Source organism: Myxococcota bacterium, from assembly GCA_041389495.1.
Taxonomy (GTDB): domain Bacteria; phylum Myxococcota_A; class UBA9160; order UBA9160; family UBA4427; genus JAWKRT01.
Genome location: JAWKRT010000001.1, coordinates 1,563,931 through 1,581,621, shown reverse-complemented (window position 1 = coordinate 1,581,621; position 17,691 = coordinate 1,563,931). Strand labels below are relative to the sequence as shown.

Genomic DNA, 17,691 nt, shown 5'->3' with positions numbered 1-17,691 from the left:
CGCCCGCGCCGCGTCACGCCCCTCCGAGCTGCTCGCGAAGGAACGCGACGGTGCGCGTCCAGGCGCGCGCCGCCGCCTCGGGCCGGAACGCCTCGGGCCGCGTGTCGTTCATGAACGCGTGGCCCGCGCCCTCGACGACCACGACCTCCGACGGTCTCCCCGCGCGCGCGAGTGCGCGCTCGAGCGCGCGCACGTCCGCGAGCGGCACGAGCGCGTCGTCGGCGCCGAAGAACGCGAGCATCGGGCAGCGCAGTGCGTGCGCGACGGCGAGCGGCTCGTGCGGCTTGCGCGCGGGGTCGAGCCCGCCCTCGCGGTGGAGCACGCCGTGCGCGTGCGAGAGCAGCCCGTAGAACGGAACGCTCGCGTCGAAGCCCTCCGCGCCGCAGGCCGCGAGCAGCGCGTACATGCCGCCCATGCAGAAGCCCACGACGCCGACGCGCGCCGCGCCGCCGTCGCGCGCGCGCTCGCGCAGGAAGCGCGCGCCGGCCTCGAGGTCGGCGAGCACCTGCGGATCGGAGAGCTCCTGCATCCACGGCCCGGGGTCGGCGATCGCGACGGGCTCGACGCGCCGGTACAGGTCGACGGCGAGCACGCGGAAGCCCTCGGCCGCGAGCCTGCGCGCGAGGTCGCGCGGGTGATCGCGCAGTCCCCAGACGTCGTGCACGAGCACGACGCCCGGGCTCGCGTCGTCGCCCCGCGCGCGGGCGTAGGCGCCGAGCGCGACGTCCTCGACGTCGATCGGCGCGGCACTCGCCGCTTCCGCCGCGCGCCGCGCGCCGCGCGCGTTCGCATGCGCGCCATCGCGCGCGCTCGGCGCGCCGTCGTCGGAAGCCTTGGGCGACATGGCGCGCGAGTATACTCGCGCGCCATGTCGCCCAAGGATCGCGCCGCGCTCGACGCCGCGCGCGAACGCGGGCTCGGCCGCGAGCTCGCCACCGCACTCGCCGCCGCGCGCGACGCGGGCGCGATCGTGCGCGACGCATGGGACGCGATCGCCGCGCGGCCCCCCGACGCGCGCGCGCCCGCTCCGCGCGACGCGAGCGAGACGCCCGTGACGCGCGCCGACCTCGCCGCCGACGCCGCGATCCGCGCGCGCGTCGCGCGCGAGCACCCCGACGATGGCTGGTGCAGCGAGGAGAGCGGCCCGCGCACGGGCGCGCGCACCTGGATCGTCGACCCGCTCGACGGCACGCACGAGCTGCTCGCGCTCGTCCCCGAGCTCGCGGTGTCGATCGCGCTCGTCGAGCGCGGCGCGCCGCTCGTCGGCGTCGTCGCGAACCCGATCGCGGGCGTCGTCGTCGCCGCGGTGCGCGGCGGCGGCTGCTTCCGCGACGGCGCGCGCGCGCGCGTCTCGACGCAGTGCGAGCTCGCGCGCGCGACCGCGCTCGCGAGCCGCTCCGAGTCGCGGCGCGGCGACTGGGAGCCGATCGCCGGCTGGTTCGGCGCCGTCCGCCCGACGGGCTCGGCCGCTTGGAAGCTCGCCGCGGTCGCGTGCGGCGAAGGCGACCTCACCGTCTCGGTCCGCCCGAAGCGGAGCTGGGACGTGTGCGCGGGCGACCTGCTCGTGCGCGAGGCGGGCGGCATCTACGCGGACGCCTCGCTGCGCGCACCACGCTATGCGCCGCCCGGCTGCGCGCTCCCTGCCGGCATGGCGGCCGGGCCGCGCGCGCTCGTCGCGGCGCTCTTCGCGCGCGCGGGCGCGCTCGCCCCGGGCGCGCTCGCCCCGGGCGCGCGCGCCCCGGACGCGCGCGAGCGGGACACGCGCGAGCGGGACGGAAGCGAGGGCGCGGGGACGGGGACGCCGCGCGGCGGCGACGTGTAGACTGGCGCGCGCTCGACGCCCGCGGCCCGGCGGGCCTCCTCCCCCTGACGAGAGCCGACGCGCATGCCCCTCCCCCTCCTCCGCTCCCGGTCGCGCCGCGCGCGCACGCTCGGCATCGCCGCCGCGGTGCTCGGGCTCGCATCGCTCGCCGCCTCCGCGCCGCGCGACGCGCGCGCGCAGGCCGACGACTTCGTGATCCTGTTCGCCGGGCCCGACGACTTCGAGTGGAAGGGCACCGACTACACGGTCGTCGTGCAGCACGTCGGCACCGGCCCCGGGCTCAAGGCGTTCACGTTCGGCTACGCGGCGACCGGCGGCTCGCTGCACGGCCTCGACGTGTCCGGCTCGGACGCGGAGATGGCGCTGAACGACCCGTTCTCGACGCTCGAGTCCGACGTCTCGGATCTCCCACCGGGCCTCTGCTCGAAGGTCATCGACAGCCTCGAGGGCACGGGCTCGCAGCTCGAGTGGGAGCTCGACCCGATGACGGCGAGCACGATGGGCGTGCTCCGCGTGCGCGCGCCGAACGGCAACGTCGCGAGCCCCGTCGTGCTGCGCATCGCGAACGACCTCACGTGCCCGACGTTCACGAGTCCGAGCTTTCCGGTCGTCACGTCGCGCGTCTGCGAGCGGACGTCGTTCGGGTCGACGACGAACGCGTGCGCCGCGCCCAACGACGCGCTCCGCCGCCTGCGTCCGAACAACCTCGTCGCGGGCGCCGAGTTCGACACGAGCCTCGCCGGCTGGTCGGCGACGGGCCTCGACAGCGCCGCGCTCGACGTGCTCGACGTCGACGGCTCGACCACGTCGAGCTCCGTGCGCGTCGCGCTGAGCACGCCCGTCGACGGCGCGACCGGGAGCCTGGGCTCGCCGTGCGTGCCCGTCGTCGGCGGCGCCGACTACGCGGCGGGCGGCTCGATCCAGGCGAGCCTCGGGCAGGCGCGCGCGGGCACGGCGGGCATCGAGGTGCGCTTCCACGACGACGCGACCTGCACGAGCCCGATCGCCACGACGACGCGCGTCGACGCGACGCCGGGCGCGGCCTTCGACGCCGTCGTGCTCGCGGCGACGTCGCCGCCCTCCGCGGCATCGGCCGAGGTGCTGTGCACCGTCGAGGTCGCGGGCACGTCGAGCGCGCCGTTCCTGGCGCGCTGCGACTCGATCTTCGTTCCCGAGCCCGGGGCGGGAGCGGCGTCCGCCGCCGCGCTCGCGATGCTCGGCGCGATCGCGGCGCGCCGCCGGGCCGGGGCCGCGCGCTAGTCAGCCCGCGAGCAGCTCCTTCGCGATGATGAGCTTGCGCACCTCGGTCGTGCCGGCGCCGATCTCGAGCAGCTTGATGCCGCGGTAGAGGCGGTTCATCTCGGTCTCGAAGACGTAGCCCGCGCCGCCGTGCACCTGCACGGCGTGGTCGAGCACCGCGTGCAGCGCGTCGGCCGCGTACATCACGGACGCCGCCGACATCGCGTGCGCGGAGCCGCGCCCGCCCTCGCCGGGCGCGAGGTCGTTCAGCGACGCGAGGCAGTGGTAGGTGTAGGCGCGCATCGTCTCGACGAGCACGTACATCTCGGCGAGCCGCGACTGCACCATCTGGAAGTGGCCGATCGGCTCGCCGAACTGCACGCGGTCGCGCGCGTGCGCGACTGCGAGCTCGAGCGCGCGCTCCGCCATCCCGAGGCAGATCGGCGCGATCATCGCGCGCTCGAGGTCGAGGCCGCTCATCAGGCACGCGACGCCGCCGTTCTCGGCGCCGAGCCGGTTCGCCACCGGGACGCGGCAGCCGTCGAACGCGAGCTCGGCGGTCTGCGAGCCGCGGAAGCCCATCTTCGCGAGCTTCTGCGTGACCGCGACGCCCGGCGCGTGCATGTCGACGACGAAGGCGGAGATGCCGCGCGCGCCGCGGGCCGGGTCGGTCCTGGCGTAGAGCAGCGCCACGTCCGCGATCGGCCCGTTCGTGATGTAGAGCTTGCGCCCGTCGAGCACGTAGTCGTCGCCGTCGCGGCGCGCGGTGGTCGCCATGCTGCCGAGCGCGTCCGAGCCCGCGCCCGGCTCCGTCAGCGCGAGACAGCCGACGTGCGTGCCGTCGCACAGCCGCGGCAGGAAGCGCTCGCGCTGCTCGTCGCTCGCGTTGCGCAGGATGTTGTTGAGGCAGAGGTTCTCGTGCGCGACCCACGAGAGCGCGACGGCGTGGTTCCAGCGGCCGAAGGCCTGCGCGACGAGCCCGCTCGCGAACAGGTCGAGCCCGGCGCCGCCGAGCTCGGCCGGCGCCGTCACACCGAGGAAGCCGCTCTGCCCGAGCAGCGGGAAGACCTCGGGCGGCCACCACTCGTCGGCGTCCATGCGCGGCGCGAGCGGCGCGAGCCGTTCGCGCGCCAGCCGGTCGGCCGACGCGAGCACCGAAGCGCGTTCCTCGGAGAGTCCCTGCGGCGTCACGGCGCGCCCTCCTTCGCCGCGGCCGGCGGCGGCCGACCGCGCGGCCGATCGGATTCCGCTCGACAGCGTATTGAGTCGGGCTCATTCTATGCGGCGCGCGCGGCGAAGCCAATCCGCGCGCCGCTCACGCCCGGGGCGTGCGATCGCCGGGATCCGCCCGCACGGCGCCGATCGCGCCCGCCGCGGCGACCGGCGCGCGGAATGAGGAGGCCTCAGCATGTCGACCCCGCTCGTCCGCAGCGAGCGACGCGGCGCCGCGCAGTGGATCACGATCGACCGCCCCGCGCAGCGCAACGCCTTCAACGACGAGGTGGTGCGCGGCATCGCGGCGGCGCTCTCCGGCGCGCAGGCCGACGCCGCGGTGCGCGCGGTGGTGCTCACCGGCGCCGGCGACCGCGCCTTCTGCGCGGGCGGCGACCTCGGCTCGCGCGACGAGGGCCCGTTCGAGGTCGACCCCGCGCGCCCCGGCAATGCGGTGATCGAGCTCTTCCGCGCCTTCGAGCGCTGCGGCCTGCCGACGATCGCGCGCGTGAACGGGCACGCGCTGGCCGGCGGTCTCGGGCTCGCGTGCGCGTGCGACATGGCCGTCGTGCGGCGCGGCGCGACGCTCGGCGTTCCCGAGACGGGCGTCGGCCTGTTCCCGATGATGATCCTGCCCTACCTCGCGCGCACGATGCCGCGCCGCAAGCTCCTCGAGTGGTGCATCACGGGCGTGCGCTGGACGGCGGACGAGGCGCTCGAGGCCGGCCTCGTCAACTACGTCGTCGAGCCCGACGAGCTCGACGCGAAGGTCGAGTGGCTGCTCGAGCGCGTGACGCGCCAGTCGCCGACGGCGATCCGCCTCGGCAAGATGGGCTGGCGCGCCATGCAGGACATGTCGCTCGACGAGGCCTTCGAGTACGCGCAGCTGATGCTGCCGACGATGGCGCGCACGGAGGACGCGGCCGAGGGGCGGCGCGCCTTCCGCGAGAAGCGCGACCCCGCGTGGACGGGACGCTGAGGTGGCGGCGCGGTCGAGGCCGGGCGACACGGACGCGCGCCGCCCCGCGCCGCGCGCGCGCACCGAGCGGCGCGCCGCGCACCCCGCGAACGCCGCGCGCCGCACGCGGCGCCCGCGCGAGGAGCGCGAGCGCGACATCCTCGCCGCCGCCCGCGCCGTCTTCACCGAGCGCGGCTACGCCGGCGGCTCCGTGGCGGAGATCGCCGACCGCGCCGGCGTCGTCGAGGGCACCGTCTACACCTACTTCGAGACGAAGCAGGCGCTCCTCCTGCGCGTCGTCGGCGCGTTCTACGAGGCGCTCATCGCCGACGTCGAGTCGGGCCTGCGCGCCATCCGCGGCGCCGAGGACCGGCTGCGCTTCCTGATCGCGCGGCACCTGCAGGTGTACGTCCAGGATCTCGGCATGTGCCGCCTCATCCTGTCCGAGATCCGGCCCGACCCCGCGCTCTACGACCGCAGCATCCGCGCGCTCGCGCGCCGCTACACGAACGTCGCGATCGGCGTGCTCGAGCAGGGACAGCGCGACGGCGAGCTGCGCGCCGAGGTCTCGCCGCTCGTCCTGCGCGACCTCCTCTTCGGCAGCATCGAGCACGCGCTCTGGCGCCACGTGAACGCCGGACGGCCCGCGCGCATCGACGCGCTCGGCGCGCAGCTCGCGGACGCGATCCTGTTCGGGATCGCGCGCGGCGTCCCCGCCGCGCGCGGCGCCGACGTCGTCGAGCGGCTCGAGCGCGCGGTCGCGACGCTCGAGCGCGCGCAGGAGCCCGGGTGATGCCGCCCTTCGCGCGCATCGCGATCGCGAACCGCGGCGAGGTCGCCGTCCGCATCGCGCGCACGCTGCGCGCGATGGGCATCGAGAGCCTGCTCGCGTGCCATCCGGTCGACGCGCGCGAGCCGGCCGCGCGCGCCGTCGACCGCGTGCTGCCGCTCGAGGGCGACGACCCGCTGCGCGCCTACCTCGACGGCGAACAGATCGCGCGCCTCGCGCGCGACGCGGGCGCGGACGCCGTGCACCCGGGCTACGGCTTCCTGTCCGAGAACGCCGCGTTCGCCGAGCGCGTCGCGGCGGAGGGGCTCGTCTTCATCGGCCCGCCGCCGGGCGCGATCCGCGCGATGGGCGACAAGATCGCGGCGCGCGCGCTCGCCGCGGAGCGCGGCCTGCGCGTCGCCCCGGCCATCCTCGAGGCGGACGATCCCGCGACGTTCGTCGAGCGCGCGCGCGCGCTCGGCGCGCCGCTGCTCATCAAGGCCTCGGCCGGCGGCGGCGGGCGCGGCATGCAGATCGTGCGCGACCTCGCCGAGCTCCCCGACGCGCTCGCGCGCTGCCGCGCCGAGGCGGCGCGCGCGTTCGGCGACGAGCGCGTCTACGTCGAGCGCTTCGTCGAGCGGCCGCGCCACGTCGAGGTGCAGGTGCTCGCGGACCGCCACGGCGCGTGCCTCCATCTCCTCGATCGCGAGTGCTCCGTGCAGCGCCGCTTCCAGAAGCTCGTCGAGGAGGCGCCTGCGCCGCGCCTGCCCGACTCCGTGCGCCGCGCGATGCGCGACGACGCCGTCGCGCTCGCGCGCGCGGTCGGCTACGAGGGCGCGGGGACGGTCGAGTTCGTCGTCACGCCCGACGACGACTACTCGTTCCTCGAGATGAACACGCGGCTGCAGGTCGAGCACCCGGTGACGGAGTGCGTGACGGGCCTCGACCTCGTCGAGCAGCAGGTGCGCGTCGCGGCGGGCGAGCCGCTCGCGTTCCGGCAGGCCGACGTGCGCGCACGCGGCGTCGCGATCGAGGTGCGCGTGTGCGCCGAGGAGCCCGACGCGGACTTCCGACCCGCGACCGGCGTCGTGCGTCTGCTGCGCGCACCGGAGGGAGAGGGGCTCCGCCTCGACGCCGGCGTCGCGAGCGGGTCGCGTGTCTCCGCGAGCTTCGACTCGATGCTCGCGAAGCTCGTCGCGCACGGCGACACGCGCGACGCCGCGATCGCGCGCGCGATCGCGGGCCTGCGCGCGCTCGTGCTGCTCGGCGTGCCGACGAACGTCGACCACCTCGCACGCGTCCTCGACCACGACGCGTTCCGCGCCGCGCGCGTCCACACGGGCTTCCTCGCGGAGCACGCGGACGCGCTCCGCGGCGCGCCCGACGCGGAGACGCGCGAGGTGGTCGCCGCCGTCGCCGCGCTCGCCCACCGCCCGCTCGTCGAGGGCATCGCCGCGATCCCCGCCCTCCACCGCGCGATCGGCGCCTGGGGCAACGCGCGATGACGTTCTTCGCCGACGTCGCGGGAACGAGCGTGCGCGTCGTCGGGCGGCCTTCGCGCGCGGGCGGCATCGCGCTCGAGATCGACGGCGCGCTGCGCGAGGCGGCGCTGTCCCCGGGCGACGCGGTCGCGCCCGAGGCCGCGCGCGGCTGCGACGTCGCCGGCGTCGTCGATTTCGTGCTCGAGCTCGACGGTCGGCGCGAGCGCGTCGTGGCGCTCGTCGACGGCGACGTCGTGCACGTGCACGCGCGCGGCCGCGCGTTCGCGGTGCGCATCGAGAGCGAGCTCGAGCGGCTGCGCGCGCGGGCGCGCGCGCGCAGCGGCAGCGGCGCCGCGCTCGCGCCGATGCCGGGCGTCGTCGTCGAGCACCTCGTGCGCGAGGGCGAGACGGTCGCCGCCGGGCAGGCGCTGCTCGTGATCGAGAGCATGAAGCTGCAGTCGCGCATCGCGAGCGAGGTGGCCGGCCGCGTCGCTGCCCTGCCGTGCGAGCCCGGGAGCGCGTTCGAGCGCGGTGCGGTGCTCGCGCGCATCGAGCCGGCGGACGCACGGGCCGCCGTGGCGCGCGAGGGCGAAGGCGAGGCGGCGGGCGGCCCGGCCGCGCGCGCGGGAGGGAGCCGATGAGGCGCATCGAGTCGCACATCGATCCGAACGGCGCGACGTTCCGGCGCTACGACGCTTCCGCGCGCGCGCGTGTCGCCGAGCTGCGCGAACGCCAGCGCGCCGCGCGCGAGGACCGCCCGGCGCGCGATGTCGAGCGGCTCGCGCGCCAGGGCAAGCTCCCCGTGCGCGAGCGCATCGCGCGGCTCCTCGACCCCGGCACGCCCTTCCTCGAGCTCTCGCCGCTCGCGGCGTGCACGGAGTACGGCGGCGACGCGAAGGCGGCGAGCGTCGTCGTCGGCATCGGCGTCGTCGCGGGACGCGAGGTCGTCGTGCGCGCGGACGATCCGAGCGTCAAGGGCGGCGCGTGGTATCCGCTCACGGTCAAGAAGATCGTGCGCAGCCTCGACATCGCGCTCGAGAACCGCCTCCCGGTCGTTCACATGTGCGACAGCGCGGGCGGCTTCCTGCCGCTGCAGGCCGACCTGTTTCCCGATCGCCATGCGGCCGGTCGCATCTTCCGCAACCAGTCGCTGCTGTCGAAGCTGCGCGTGCCGCAGCTCTCGCTCGTGTTCGGCCAGTGCACGGCGGGCGGCGCCTACATCCCGGCGCTCTCGGACTACTCGGTCATGGTGCGCGGCAACGGCGGCATCTTCCTCGGCGGCCCGCCGCTCGTGCGCGCGGCGACGGGCGAGGTGATCGACGCCGAGTCGCTCGGCGGCGCCGACCTGCACACGCGCGTGAGCGGCGTCGCCGACTACGCGGCCGACTCGGAGCCCGAGGCGATCGCGCTCGGGCGCGAGATCGTCGCGCAGTGGCCGCGCGGCGAGAAGGCGCCCGTGCAGCGGCGCGAGCCGGAGCCGCCCTGGTACGACCCCGAGGAGCTGTACGGCATCGTGCCCGACGACCCCAAGGTGCAGTTCGACATGCGCGAGGTCGTGGCGCGCATCGTCGACGGGAGCCTCTTCCACGAGTACCAGCCCGACTACGGCACGACGCTCGTCTGCGGCTACGCGTGGCTCTGGGGCATGAAGGTCGGCGTGCTCGCGAACAACGGCGTGCTGTTCAACGACAGCTCGCTCAAGGGCGCGCACTTCATGGAGCTGTGCAACCAGAGCGGCACGCCGCTCGTCTTCCTGCAGAACATCACGGGCTTCATGGTCGGCCGCGACGCCGAGGAGCGCGGCATCTGCAAGGACGGCGCGAAGATGATCATGGTGCAGGCCTGCAGCGAGGTGCCGAAGCTCACCGTGATGGTGAACGGCTCGTTCGGCGCCGGGAACTACGGCATGTGCGGGCGCGCGTTCGACGGGCGCTTCCTGTTCACGTGGCCCAACCACCAGATCGGCGTGATGGGCGCCGAGCAGGCGGCGGACACGCTCGCCGAGGTCAAGATCCGCCAGCTCGAGCGCAGCGGCGCGACGCTCGGCCCCGAGGACGTCGCGGCCATCCGCGGGCCCATTCTCGAGAGCTACGCGCGCGAGCTCTCGGCCTACTACTCGACCTCGCACCTGTGGGACGACGGCATCCTGGACCCCGTCGACACGCGCGACGCGCTCGGCATCGCGCTGCACGCGTCGCTCTCCGCGCCGATCGGCGCGCCGTCGTACGGAGTGCTCCGGCTGTGACGCTGCGGCGCGACGACGTGCTCGCACGCCCCTCGCCCTTCCGCGCAGGGCTGCTCGACGGCGTGCGCCTCCTCGTCTCGGGCGGCGGCACGGGCATCGGCCAGGCGATCGCGCTCGCGGCCGCCGAGCTCGGCGCGCGCGTCGCCGTCTGCGGGCGGCGCGCCGAGCCGCTCGACGAGACGCGCGCGCTGCTCGCGTCGCTCGGGCACGCCTGCTTCGCGCGGCCGACCAACATCCGCGAGCCCGAGGCCGTCGACGCGCTCTTCGACGCGCTCGACGCCGAGATGGGCGGCGTCGACGTGCTCGTCAACAACGCGGGCGGGCAGTTCCCGCAGCACGCGATCGACCTCTCCGACAAGGGCTTCCGCGCCGTCGTCGACACGAACCTGAACGGGACGTGGACGATGATGCAGCGCGCCGCGCGACGCCTCCGCGCGCGCGGTGCGTCCGGCGCGATCGTCAACATCGTCGCGCCCTACGAGCGCGGCATGTACGGCCTCGCGCACACCGTCGCCGCGCGCGCGGGCGTCGCGTACCTGTCGCGCAACGTCGCCGTCGAGTGGGCGCCGCTCGGCATCCGCGTCAACTGCGTGATGCCCGGCGGAATCGACACGCGCGGCCTCGAGCACTACGCGCCCGAGGTGCGCGCCGAGATGGCCGCCGCGCACCCGACGGGCTCGCTCGGCGTCGCGCAGGACGTCGCCGACGCGGTCGTCTACCTCGCCGCCCCGTCGACGCCCTTCGTCACCGGCGTCGTGCTGCCCGTCGACGGCGGTCACCACCTGCACGGCGAGCTCTGGCAGGCCGGGCGGCCCGAAGGCTGGACGCGCGCCGCGGACGAAGGGCGCGGCGATGGCTGACGCGCGCGCTCCGCTGCGCGTCGCGAACGTGTCGGGCTTCTACGGCGACGTGCCCGAGGCCGCGCGCGCGATGCTCGACGGCGGCGACGTCGACGTGCTGACCGGCGACTACCTCGCCGAGCTCACGATGCTGATCCTGCACAAGGCGCGCGAGCGCAAGCCCGGCACGGGCTATGCGGCGAGCTTCCTGCGCCAGATGGAAGGCGTGCTCGGCCCCGCGCTCGAGCGCGGGGTGCGCATCGTCGTGAACGCCGGCGGGCTCGCCCCGCGCGCGCTCGCCGACGCGCTGCGCGCACAGGCGCGCGCGGCCGGGCTCGCCCCGCGCGTCGCGCACGTCGAGGGCGACGACCTCCTGCCCCGCCTGCCCGAGCTCCTCGCGAAGGGCCACGCGCTCGCCCACCTCGACCGCGGCACGCCGCTCGCCGAGGCCGGCATCGAGCCCGTGAGCGCGAACGCGTACCTCGGCGCGTGGGGCATCGCGGCGGCGCTCGCGCGCGGCGCCGACGTCGTCGTGTGCCCGCGCGTCACCGACGCCTCGCTCGTCGTCGGCCCCGCCGCGTGGCACTTCGGCTGGCGCGACGACGACTGGGACCGCCTCGCCGCCGCCGTCGTCGCCGGCCACGTGCTCGAGTGCGGGCCGCAGGCCTGCGGCGGCAACTTCGCGTTCTTCGAGGAGGTGCCGCGGCTCGTCGCCCCGGGCTTCCCGATCGCCGAGATCGCGGAGGACGGGAGCTTCGTCGTCACGAAGCACCCCGGCACCGACGGCCTCGTCTCGGTCGACACCGTGACGGCGCAGCTCCTCTACGAGATCGCCGGCCCTCGCTATGCGAACCCCGACGTCGTCGCGCGCTTCGACACGATCGAGCTCGCGAGCGACGGGCCCGACCGCGTGCGCGTCAGCGGCGTGCGCGGCGAGCCGCGGCCGTCCGAGCTCAAGGTGTGCATCAACCACGTCGGCGGCTTCCGCAACACGGTGAGCTTCGGCATCACGGGCCTCGACGTCGACGCGAAGGCCGCGGCGATCGAGCGCGCGCTCTTCGAGCGCGTCGGCGGCCGCGAGCGCTTCGACGAGGTCGCCGTCGTGCTCGAGCGCGGGAACCCCGGCGCGTCGACCACGGCCGACGCCGTCTCGTTCCTGCACGTGACGGTCAAGTCGCGCGACGCGCGCGTCGCGGGCCGCGCGTTCGCGAACCGCGCGACCGAGATGCTGCTCGGCAGCGTGCCGGGCCTCTTCACGCAGGCGCCCCCGTCCGACGCGCGCGAGTTCGGCGTCTACTGGCCGGCGCTCGTGCCCGCGCACGAGGTCGCGACGCGCGTCGTCGACCCCGACGGCGGGGAGATCGAGCTTCCGTTCGCGCCCGCGGCGGCACTCGCCGAGCCGGTCGTCGCACGGCCGCGCGCGCTTCCCGCCGCTCCGGAGGGCCCGACCGTCGCCCTCCCCCTCGGCCGCCTCGCCGGCGCGCGCTCGGGCGACAAGGGCGGCAACGCGAACGTCGGCGTCTGGGCGCGCAGTGACGAGGCCTACGCCTGGCTCGAGCGCGCGCTCACGGTGGAGGGCTTCCGCGCGCTCCTGCCGGAGACGCGCGCGCTCCGCGTCGAGCGCCACGCGTTCCCGAACCTGCGCGCGCTGAACTTCGTGGTGGTCGGCCTGCTCGGCGAGGGCGTCGCGTCGTCGACGCGCATCGACCCGCAGGCGAAGGGGCTCGGCGAGCTCCTGCGCGCCCAGGTCGTCGACGTGCCGGAAGCGCTCGCGCGCGCGGCCGGCATTCGTTAGTCGTCGCGCCGCTCGGGCGCCGTCGTGCCCCACGCGGGCGCCATCGCGCGCCGGTGCTCCTCGTCGCTCTTCGCGCGCCACGCGCGCAGCAGCTGCTCGCCGACCGGGTCGCACGCCACGCGCAGCGGCGACGCATCGTCGAGCACGGCGTCCGCGATGCGCGCGGCCGCCTCGGCGGCCGGCGTCGCGCGGCCCTCGACCGCGCGCTGCCCCGCCCGGTGTCGCTCGGCCATCGGCGCGTAGGCCGCGCGCGCCGAGGCCTCCGGCGCTCGCGTCGACGCGGCCGCGAGCATGTCGGTCTCGATCGGGCCCGGCAGCACCTCGACGACGCGGATGCCGAAGGGCGCGAGCTCGGTCGCGAGCGTCTCGCCGAACGCCGACACGGCGGCCTTGCTCGCGCGGTACACGGCGTAGAACGGAACGGGCGCGAGCAGCGACGACGACGTCACGTTGCAGACGACACCGCCGCCGGCGGCGCGCAGCGCGGGGATGGCGCGCCGCGTCGCCTCGACGAGCCCGAAGAAGTTCGTCTCGAAGACGCGGCGCCCGTCGTCGGGCGGCTGGTGCTCGACGGGCTCGTTCGCGCACTCGATGCCCGCGTTGTTGACGAGGACGCGCAGCCCGGCCGGCGGCGCGAAATCGCCGGGCGCCTCGACGTCGTAGCGCGCCACGCGCAGGCGGCCGCCCTGCCGCGCCGCTTCGGCCGGGAGCGCCGCGCCGGCGGCCGGGTCGCGCATCGTCGCGAGCACGTCGAAGCCGCGCGCCGCGAGCGCGAGCGCGACCGCACGGCCGAGGCCCCGCCCCGCGCCCGTCACCCACGCGACCCCTTCCGCGCGCACCTAACGTCGCTCCGCGGGGGCGGGCACGCCGGCGCCGGGCGATGCGCCGCTCGCCTCGGCGTGGAGCCTCCGCCACGCGAAGGGCAGCCGCCAGTGCGCGGCGAACGTCTGCGGCACCTCGATCCCCGGCAGACCGATGTCGTCCGACGGGACGCCCGACGGCTCGGGCGCGCGGAACGTGCCGAACAGGCGGTCGAAGACGATCAGCGAATCGCCGTAGTTGCGGTCGTGCCGCTCGATCGGCTTCGCGTGGTGCTCGCGGTGGAGCTCGGGCGTCGCGAGCAGGAGACCGAGCGGGCCCGTCGTCATGCGCACGTTCGCGTGCTGGAGGTAGGAGTTCGCCGAGACGAAGACCGCGTACATCGCGAGCGCCTGCGGCGTCGCGCCGAGCCCCCAGAGCACGGAGAAGCGCCCGCCGTACGTGAGCAGCGCCTGCAGCGGGTGCTTGCGGACCGAGATCCCGAAGTACATCCGCGGCGAGCAGTGGTGCACGGCGTGCAGCGGCCAGAGGCGCGTCTCGTGGTAGGCGCGGTGGAGCGCGTAGTTGACGAGCTCGGCGAGCCCGAGCGCGAGTGCGAACTGCGCGCCGAGCGACGCGTGCGCGGGCCAGAGCCCGGCGCCGAAGCGCTCCGCGATCGGCGCCGTGGCCGCCACCAGCGCGCCGAGCAGGAGCGCGCGCAGGAGCGCCATCGGAACCGCGTTGCTGAGGACCATGTGGAGCGCATCGGCGCCCATCTCGCGCGGGTCGGAACGCCAGCGCGGCGACGCGGGGAACGCGCGTTCGAGCGCGAAGCACACCGGGACGAGGCCGAAGCCGACGGCGGTCGTCGCCACGTCGGGCTCGCCGCCCGACGCGATCCAGGCCGCCGCACCGCCGACGCTCGCGAGCAGCACGCACGGATACGCGCCCAGCCTCACCGCGCGCGCCGCGAGCGACTCCGTCATCCGAGCGTCGTCCGCTTCACGTTGCGCCGGAACCAGCCTGGCGCGATCGCCTTCACGGGATACGCCGAGGCGATCGCGCGCGGATGCGTGATCTCGCGCCGCCCGCGTGCGAGCGCGTCGAGCACCGCGTCGACGAGCCCGTCGACCGGCACCATCCCGCGCTTCGCGACGGCCGGCATCGCGGCGAGGTCGTCCTCCCCGAAGAAGGGCGTGTCGATCACGCCGGGACAGACGTTCAGCACGTGGACGCCGGCGTCCTCGACCTCGCACGACAGCGCCTCGGCGAACGCCAGCATCGCGGCCTTGGTCGCCGCGTACGGGGCCTCGAGCGGCGTCGCGACCTTGCCCGCGACCGACGCGACGAACACGACGTCGCCGCGGCCGCGCGCGAGCATCGCGGGCAACACGGCCTGCGTGATCGCGACGCTCGAGACGTAGTTCACCGTCGTCATGCGCGCGACGTCGTCGAGCGGCCAGTCGACCGCGCGTCGGTGGCCGCCGTAGCCGGCGTTGTTCACGAGCAGCTCGACACCGCCCGGCGCGAGGCGGGCCTCCGCGGCCCGTCCGGCCTCGGCGGCGGCGGAAGGGTCCGCGAAGTCGCACGGGAGGACGCAGGGCGCGGGGCCGCCATCGGCCGCGATCGCGTCGGCGACGCGCGCGAGCTCGGCTTCGCGCCGCGCGACGAGCGCGAGGCGCGCGCCCTCGCGGCCGAGCCTGCGCGCGAGCGCCTCGCCGATTCCGCTCGACGCGCCGGTGACGACGACACCGCGCCCGCGCCAGTCGCGGCGGCCTCGCGGCGCGGACATGCTAGGCGGCCCCGCGGACGGGCCGCGCTCGCGACCCGGCGGTGCGGATTCGGGGCGGACGTTGCATCGGCACTCCGATCGGCGCGCGCGGCGCATCGGCGGGCCGATGCTCCGCCGGTCGCGTCGCCCGTGTCAAGCCGCGCCCGGCCCGGCTCGCGCGTCCGCGAGCGCGCGCGCGAGCGTGCGCGCCGCGAGCGCGTTGTGGAGCGAGCCCCAGAGGTGCGCGAGGGCGACGACGAGCAGCGCGATGCGCAGCGATGCGACGCCGTGCGTCGGCGCGAGCGCGTCGCTCAGCGCGCCCACGAGCAGCGGGCCGAGACCGAGGCCCACGAGGTTGTACGTCCCCGTCGTGAGGCCCGACGCGAGCGCGCGCATGCGGGGCCGCGCGATGCCGAGCACGGCGGCGAGCGTCGGCCCGTTCCACATGCCGCCGAGGAACGACGCGGGCATCAGCACGAGCAGGGCGACGGGGAGCTCGCGGTCGCCGAGCGCGAAGGTCGAGCCCGCCGGCCAGAGCACGAACGCGAGCGTCGACGGCACCGACAGCACCGCGCTCCACGCCGGGATGCGCATGTAGGCGCGCACGTCGCGCGCGCCGGCGCGATCGGCGAGGCGGCCGCCGACGAAAGCGCCGATGCCGGAGAGCAGCGGCCCGACGACGGCGTAGGCGACGCCCGTCGTCGCGAGGTCGAGCCCGTGCACGCGCCCGAGGTAGGCCGGGTACCACGACGCCGTGCCGATGCTCGCGAACGCGTGGAAGCCGGCGCTCAGCACGACGTGCACGTACGTCCGGCTGCCGAACAGGTAGGCGGCCGTCGCGCGCAGCGGCGGTGCCGACGCGCCGGCCGCGATCCCGTCCGCCGCGCCGCGCGCGGGCTCGCGCACGACCGCGCGCACCACCAACGCGAGCGCGAGCCCCGGCGCGCCGAACACGAGGAAGGCCGCGCGCCACCCCCACGCGGCCGCGACGACGCCGCCGACCGCCATGCCGAGCGCGATCCCGACGATGCCGCCGATCGAGATCAGCCCGAGCGCGGTCGCGCGCTGGTGCGGCGGGAAGGCGTCGGCGAGCAGCGAGTGCACGGGCGCACTGCCCGCGCTCTCGGTCGCGCTCACGCCCATGCGCGCGACGAGCAGCTGCGCGTAGCTCTGCGCGGCGCCCGACAGCGCCGTCAGCCCGCTCCACAGGAAGAGCCCGGCCGCGACGAGCGAGCGCCGGTCGCCGCGGTCGGCGAGCCGCCCGACGAAGAGCACGGCGACGTTGTGCACGACCGCGAACCACGTGCCGACGAGCAGCCCCATCTGCGTGTCCGTCGCGTCGAACGCCTCCTTCACGGGCTGCAGCAGGATGTTCAGCAGGTTGCGGTCCGCGACGTTGAGCGCGGTCGTCGCCATCAGAATCCCGAGCGTGAGCCAGGCGTGGCGCGACGCGTTCGCGGGCGGCGGGACGGGCGCGGGAGCCGACACGCGCGGCAGCATGGCAGACGGCGAGGCGCGCGGGGGCGGAGAACGCGGTGCGCGACGCCGGCGCGCGGCGAGCCGTGCTAGTCGCGCCGCCAGCGGCCGAGCGGCTTGCCGAAGCTCGCGCGATCCTCGGCGGCGAAGCCGCGCGCGACGTAGAAGGCGGTGGCGCCGGCGTTCCCGGCCCGCACCTGCAGGTTCAGCTTCGGACAGCCGAGCGCTTCGAGCCCGCGCTCGGCGGCGTCGAGCAGGCGCGTCGCGAGCCCGCGCCGGCGCACGTCGGGATGGACGGCGAGGTGGTGGACCCAGCCGCGCACGCCGTCGAAGCCCGCGAGCACCGTCGCGACGACGCGGCCGTCGAGCTCGGCCACGAGGAAGAGCTCGCGCTGCACGCCGAGCTTGCGATCGACGACGTCGTGCGGGTCGCTCCACGGCGGGTCGTCGGGAAACACGCGCTGCCAGAGCGCGACGACGGCCGCGCGATCGCGCTCGGCGAACGCGCGGACGACGGGCCCGTCCGCTCCGAGCGCGGCGTCTGCTCCGAGCGCGGCGTCGGGCGCGGGTGCGGCGTTCGCATCCGCGTCGAGCGAGCGCGCGTAGGCGAGCGGCAGCACGAGCCCGAAGGCGCGCGCGAGCGCCTCCATGTCGGCGCGGTCGGTCGCGGTCGGCGCATAGCCCTGCGCGTGGCACTGCAGCTGCGCCTGCGGCGACAGGCAGCGCACCGCGCGATGCGCGATGCGACCGGCGCCCTCGAACGCCGCGCGCGGGAACCACCACGTCCCGCCTTCCGGGAGGCGGAACCCGCCGCGCCCCTCGGCGTCGACGGCGACGGGATGGACGTCGACGCTCCGCCCTTGCCCGTCGACGAGGACGAAGCCCGCGCTCGGGTCGTCGCCGTCGCGCGATGCGGCGGCGCGCGCGAAGCCTTCGGAAGCGAGCGCGCGATCGAGCGCCGCGGCGTCGCGCGCGGCGACGATCAGGTCGAGGTCGGCGTGCGCGCGCGTCTCGCGGCCGAGCAGCGCGTCGACGCCCCATCCGCCGTCGACGCAGACGTCCACGCCCGCGCGCGCGAGCGCGTCGAGCACCTCGACCACCGCGGCGGCCGTCATCCGCGTCGCTGCCGCTTCGCGCGCCATCGCCGCCGTGTAGCACCGCGCCGGGCCGGCCGCGCGAAGCGCGGGCGCGCGCGCGTCCGCGAGGTAGCCTCGCGCGCCGCTCGCCGCTCGCCGCCGCGCGATCGGCGAACGGCGCGCGGCGCGGTGCAGCGCTGCGCGCGACGC

The 17,691-nt window shown here is 76.3% G+C and carries 16 protein-coding genes; 9 read left to right on the top strand and 7 right to left on the bottom strand.

The features are described from left to right. Window positions 1-13 precede the first annotated feature (13 nt). Entirely contained in the window at window positions 14-844 is an 831-nt protein-coding gene (locus R3E88_06995; protein ID MEZ4216207.1) for a dienelactone hydrolase family protein, read from the bottom strand. A 24-nt stretch (window positions 845-868) separates the two neighbouring features. Here R3E88_06995 and R3E88_06990 point away from each other — a divergent pair, with 24 nt between their 5' ends. Then, window positions 869-1,822: an inositol monophosphatase gene (locus R3E88_06990; protein MEZ4216206.1), complete on the top strand. Its 954-nt coding sequence runs from the start codon at window positions 869-871 to the stop codon at window positions 1,820-1,822. 63 nt (window positions 1,823-1,885) lie between these two features. Then, window positions 1,886-3,082: a hypothetical protein gene (locus tag R3E88_06985; protein ID MEZ4216205.1), complete on the top strand. Its 1,197-nt coding sequence runs from the start codon at window positions 1,886-1,888 to the stop codon at window positions 3,080-3,082. Here R3E88_06985 and R3E88_06980 read toward each other — a convergent pair whose 3' ends face one another. Then, window positions 3,083-4,252 (bottom strand): acyl-CoA dehydrogenase family protein, encoded by a 1,170-nt coding sequence (locus tag R3E88_06980; protein ID MEZ4216204.1) that lies wholly within the window; start codon window positions 4,250-4,252, stop codon window positions 3,083-3,085. A 217-nt stretch (window positions 4,253-4,469) separates the two neighbouring features. Here R3E88_06980 and R3E88_06975 point away from each other — a divergent pair, with 217 nt between their 5' ends. The 7 genes from R3E88_06975 to R3E88_06945 are packed head-to-tail and all read left to right on the top strand — an operon-like array spanning window position 4,470 to window position 12,360. Beyond that, window positions 4,470-5,252, top strand: a complete 783-nt coding sequence (locus tag R3E88_06975) for an enoyl-CoA hydratase-related protein (protein ID MEZ4216203.1) — start codon at window positions 4,470-4,472, stop codon at window positions 5,250-5,252. A gap of 1 nt (window position 5,253) precedes the next feature. After that, window positions 5,254-6,024 (top strand): TetR/AcrR family transcriptional regulator, encoded by a 771-nt coding sequence (locus R3E88_06970; protein MEZ4216202.1) that lies wholly within the window; start codon window positions 5,254-5,256, stop codon window positions 6,022-6,024. After that, entirely contained in the window at window positions 6,024-7,505 is a 1,482-nt protein-coding gene (locus R3E88_06965; GenBank protein MEZ4216201.1) for a biotin carboxylase N-terminal domain-containing protein, read from the top strand. Before R3E88_06970 ends, R3E88_06965 begins: the two co-directional genes overlap by 1 nt. Then, window positions 7,502-8,122, top strand: coding sequence for a biotin/lipoyl-containing protein (locus R3E88_06960; GenBank protein MEZ4216200.1), 621 nt, complete (start codon window positions 7,502-7,504; stop codon window positions 8,120-8,122). Before R3E88_06965 ends, R3E88_06960 begins: the two co-directional genes overlap by 4 nt. Beyond that, window positions 8,119-9,726 carry a carboxyl transferase domain-containing protein gene (locus R3E88_06955; GenBank protein ID MEZ4216199.1) on the top strand — a complete coding sequence of 536 codons (1,608 nt, stop codon included), beginning with the start codon at window positions 8,119-8,121 and terminating at the stop codon, window positions 9,724-9,726. The genes R3E88_06960 and R3E88_06955 overlap by 4 nt, the downstream gene beginning before the upstream one ends. After that, window positions 9,723-10,586 (top strand): SDR family oxidoreductase, encoded by an 864-nt coding sequence (locus R3E88_06950; protein MEZ4216198.1) that lies wholly within the window; start codon window positions 9,723-9,725, stop codon window positions 10,584-10,586. The genes R3E88_06955 and R3E88_06950 overlap by 4 nt, the downstream gene beginning before the upstream one ends. Beyond that, window positions 10,579-12,360 (top strand): acyclic terpene utilization AtuA family protein, encoded by a 1,782-nt coding sequence (locus R3E88_06945; protein ID MEZ4216197.1) that lies wholly within the window; start codon window positions 10,579-10,581, stop codon window positions 12,358-12,360. Before R3E88_06950 ends, R3E88_06945 begins: the two co-directional genes overlap by 8 nt. Here the strand turns inward: R3E88_06945 and R3E88_06940 are convergent. From R3E88_06940 to R3E88_06920, 5 genes are all read right to left on the bottom strand, one after another. Continuing rightward, window positions 12,357-13,199, bottom strand: coding sequence for an SDR family NAD(P)-dependent oxidoreductase (locus tag R3E88_06940; protein MEZ4216196.1), 843 nt, complete (start codon window positions 13,197-13,199; stop codon window positions 12,357-12,359). The genes R3E88_06945 and R3E88_06940 overlap by 4 nt on opposite strands. Next, window positions 13,200-14,144 (bottom strand): sterol desaturase family protein, encoded by a 945-nt coding sequence (locus R3E88_06935; protein MEZ4216195.1) that lies wholly within the window; start codon window positions 14,142-14,144, stop codon window positions 13,200-13,202. Further along, window positions 14,141-14,950, bottom strand: coding sequence for an SDR family NAD(P)-dependent oxidoreductase (locus tag R3E88_06930; GenBank protein ID MEZ4216194.1), 810 nt, complete (start codon window positions 14,948-14,950; stop codon window positions 14,141-14,143). The genes R3E88_06935 and R3E88_06930 overlap by 4 nt, the downstream gene beginning before the upstream one ends. 132 nt (window positions 14,951-15,082) lie before the next feature. Next, window positions 15,083-16,417, bottom strand: coding sequence for an MFS transporter (locus R3E88_06925; GenBank protein MEZ4216193.1), 1,335 nt, complete (start codon window positions 16,415-16,417; stop codon window positions 15,083-15,085). 77 nt (window positions 16,418-16,494) lie between these two features. Then, the gene (locus R3E88_06920) at window positions 16,495-17,520 is read right to left on the bottom strand and encodes a GNAT family acetyltransferase (protein ID MEZ4216192.1); all 1,026 of its coding nucleotides are present in this window, start codon (window positions 17,518-17,520) and stop codon (window positions 16,495-16,497) included. Window positions 17,521-17,691: the final 171 nt, after the last annotated feature.

What these genes read in the sequence shown, in the direction of transcription:
- R3E88_06995 (MEZ4216207.1), bottom strand. Translation starts at nt 844, where the DNA reads ATGTCGCCCAAGGCTTCCGACGACGGCGCGCCGAGCGCGCGCGATGGC.
- R3E88_06990 (MEZ4216206.1), top strand. Translation starts at nt 869, where the DNA reads ATGTCGCCCAAGGATCGCGCCGCGCTCGACGCCGCGCGCGAACGCGGG.
- R3E88_06985 (MEZ4216205.1), top strand. Translation starts at nt 1,886, where the DNA reads ATGCCCCTCCCCCTCCTCCGCTCCCGGTCGCGCCGCGCGCGCACGCTC.
- R3E88_06975 (MEZ4216203.1), top strand. Translation starts at nt 4,470, where the DNA reads ATGTCGACCCCGCTCGTCCGCAGCGAGCGACGCGGCGCCGCGCAGTGG.
- R3E88_06965 (MEZ4216201.1), top strand. Translation starts at nt 6,024, where the DNA reads ATGCCGCCCTTCGCGCGCATCGCGATCGCGAACCGCGGCGAGGTCGCC.
- R3E88_06960 (MEZ4216200.1), top strand. Translation starts at nt 7,502, where the DNA reads ATGACGTTCTTCGCCGACGTCGCGGGAACGAGCGTGCGCGTCGTCGGG.
- R3E88_06955 (MEZ4216199.1), top strand. Translation starts at nt 8,119, where the DNA reads ATGAGGCGCATCGAGTCGCACATCGATCCGAACGGCGCGACGTTCCGG.
- R3E88_06945 (MEZ4216197.1), top strand. Translation starts at nt 10,579, where the DNA reads ATGGCTGACGCGCGCGCTCCGCTGCGCGTCGCGAACGTGTCGGGCTTC.
- R3E88_06935 (MEZ4216195.1), bottom strand. Translation starts at nt 14,144, where the DNA reads ATGACGGAGTCGCTCGCGGCGCGCGCGGTGAGGCTGGGCGCGTATCCG.
- R3E88_06930 (MEZ4216194.1), bottom strand. Translation starts at nt 14,950, where the DNA reads ATGTCCGCGCCGCGAGGCCGCCGCGACTGGCGCGGGCGCGGTGTCGTC.
- R3E88_06920 (MEZ4216192.1), bottom strand. Translation starts at nt 17,520, where the DNA reads ATGACGGCCGCCGCGGTGGTCGAGGTGCTCGACGCGCTCGCGCGCGCG.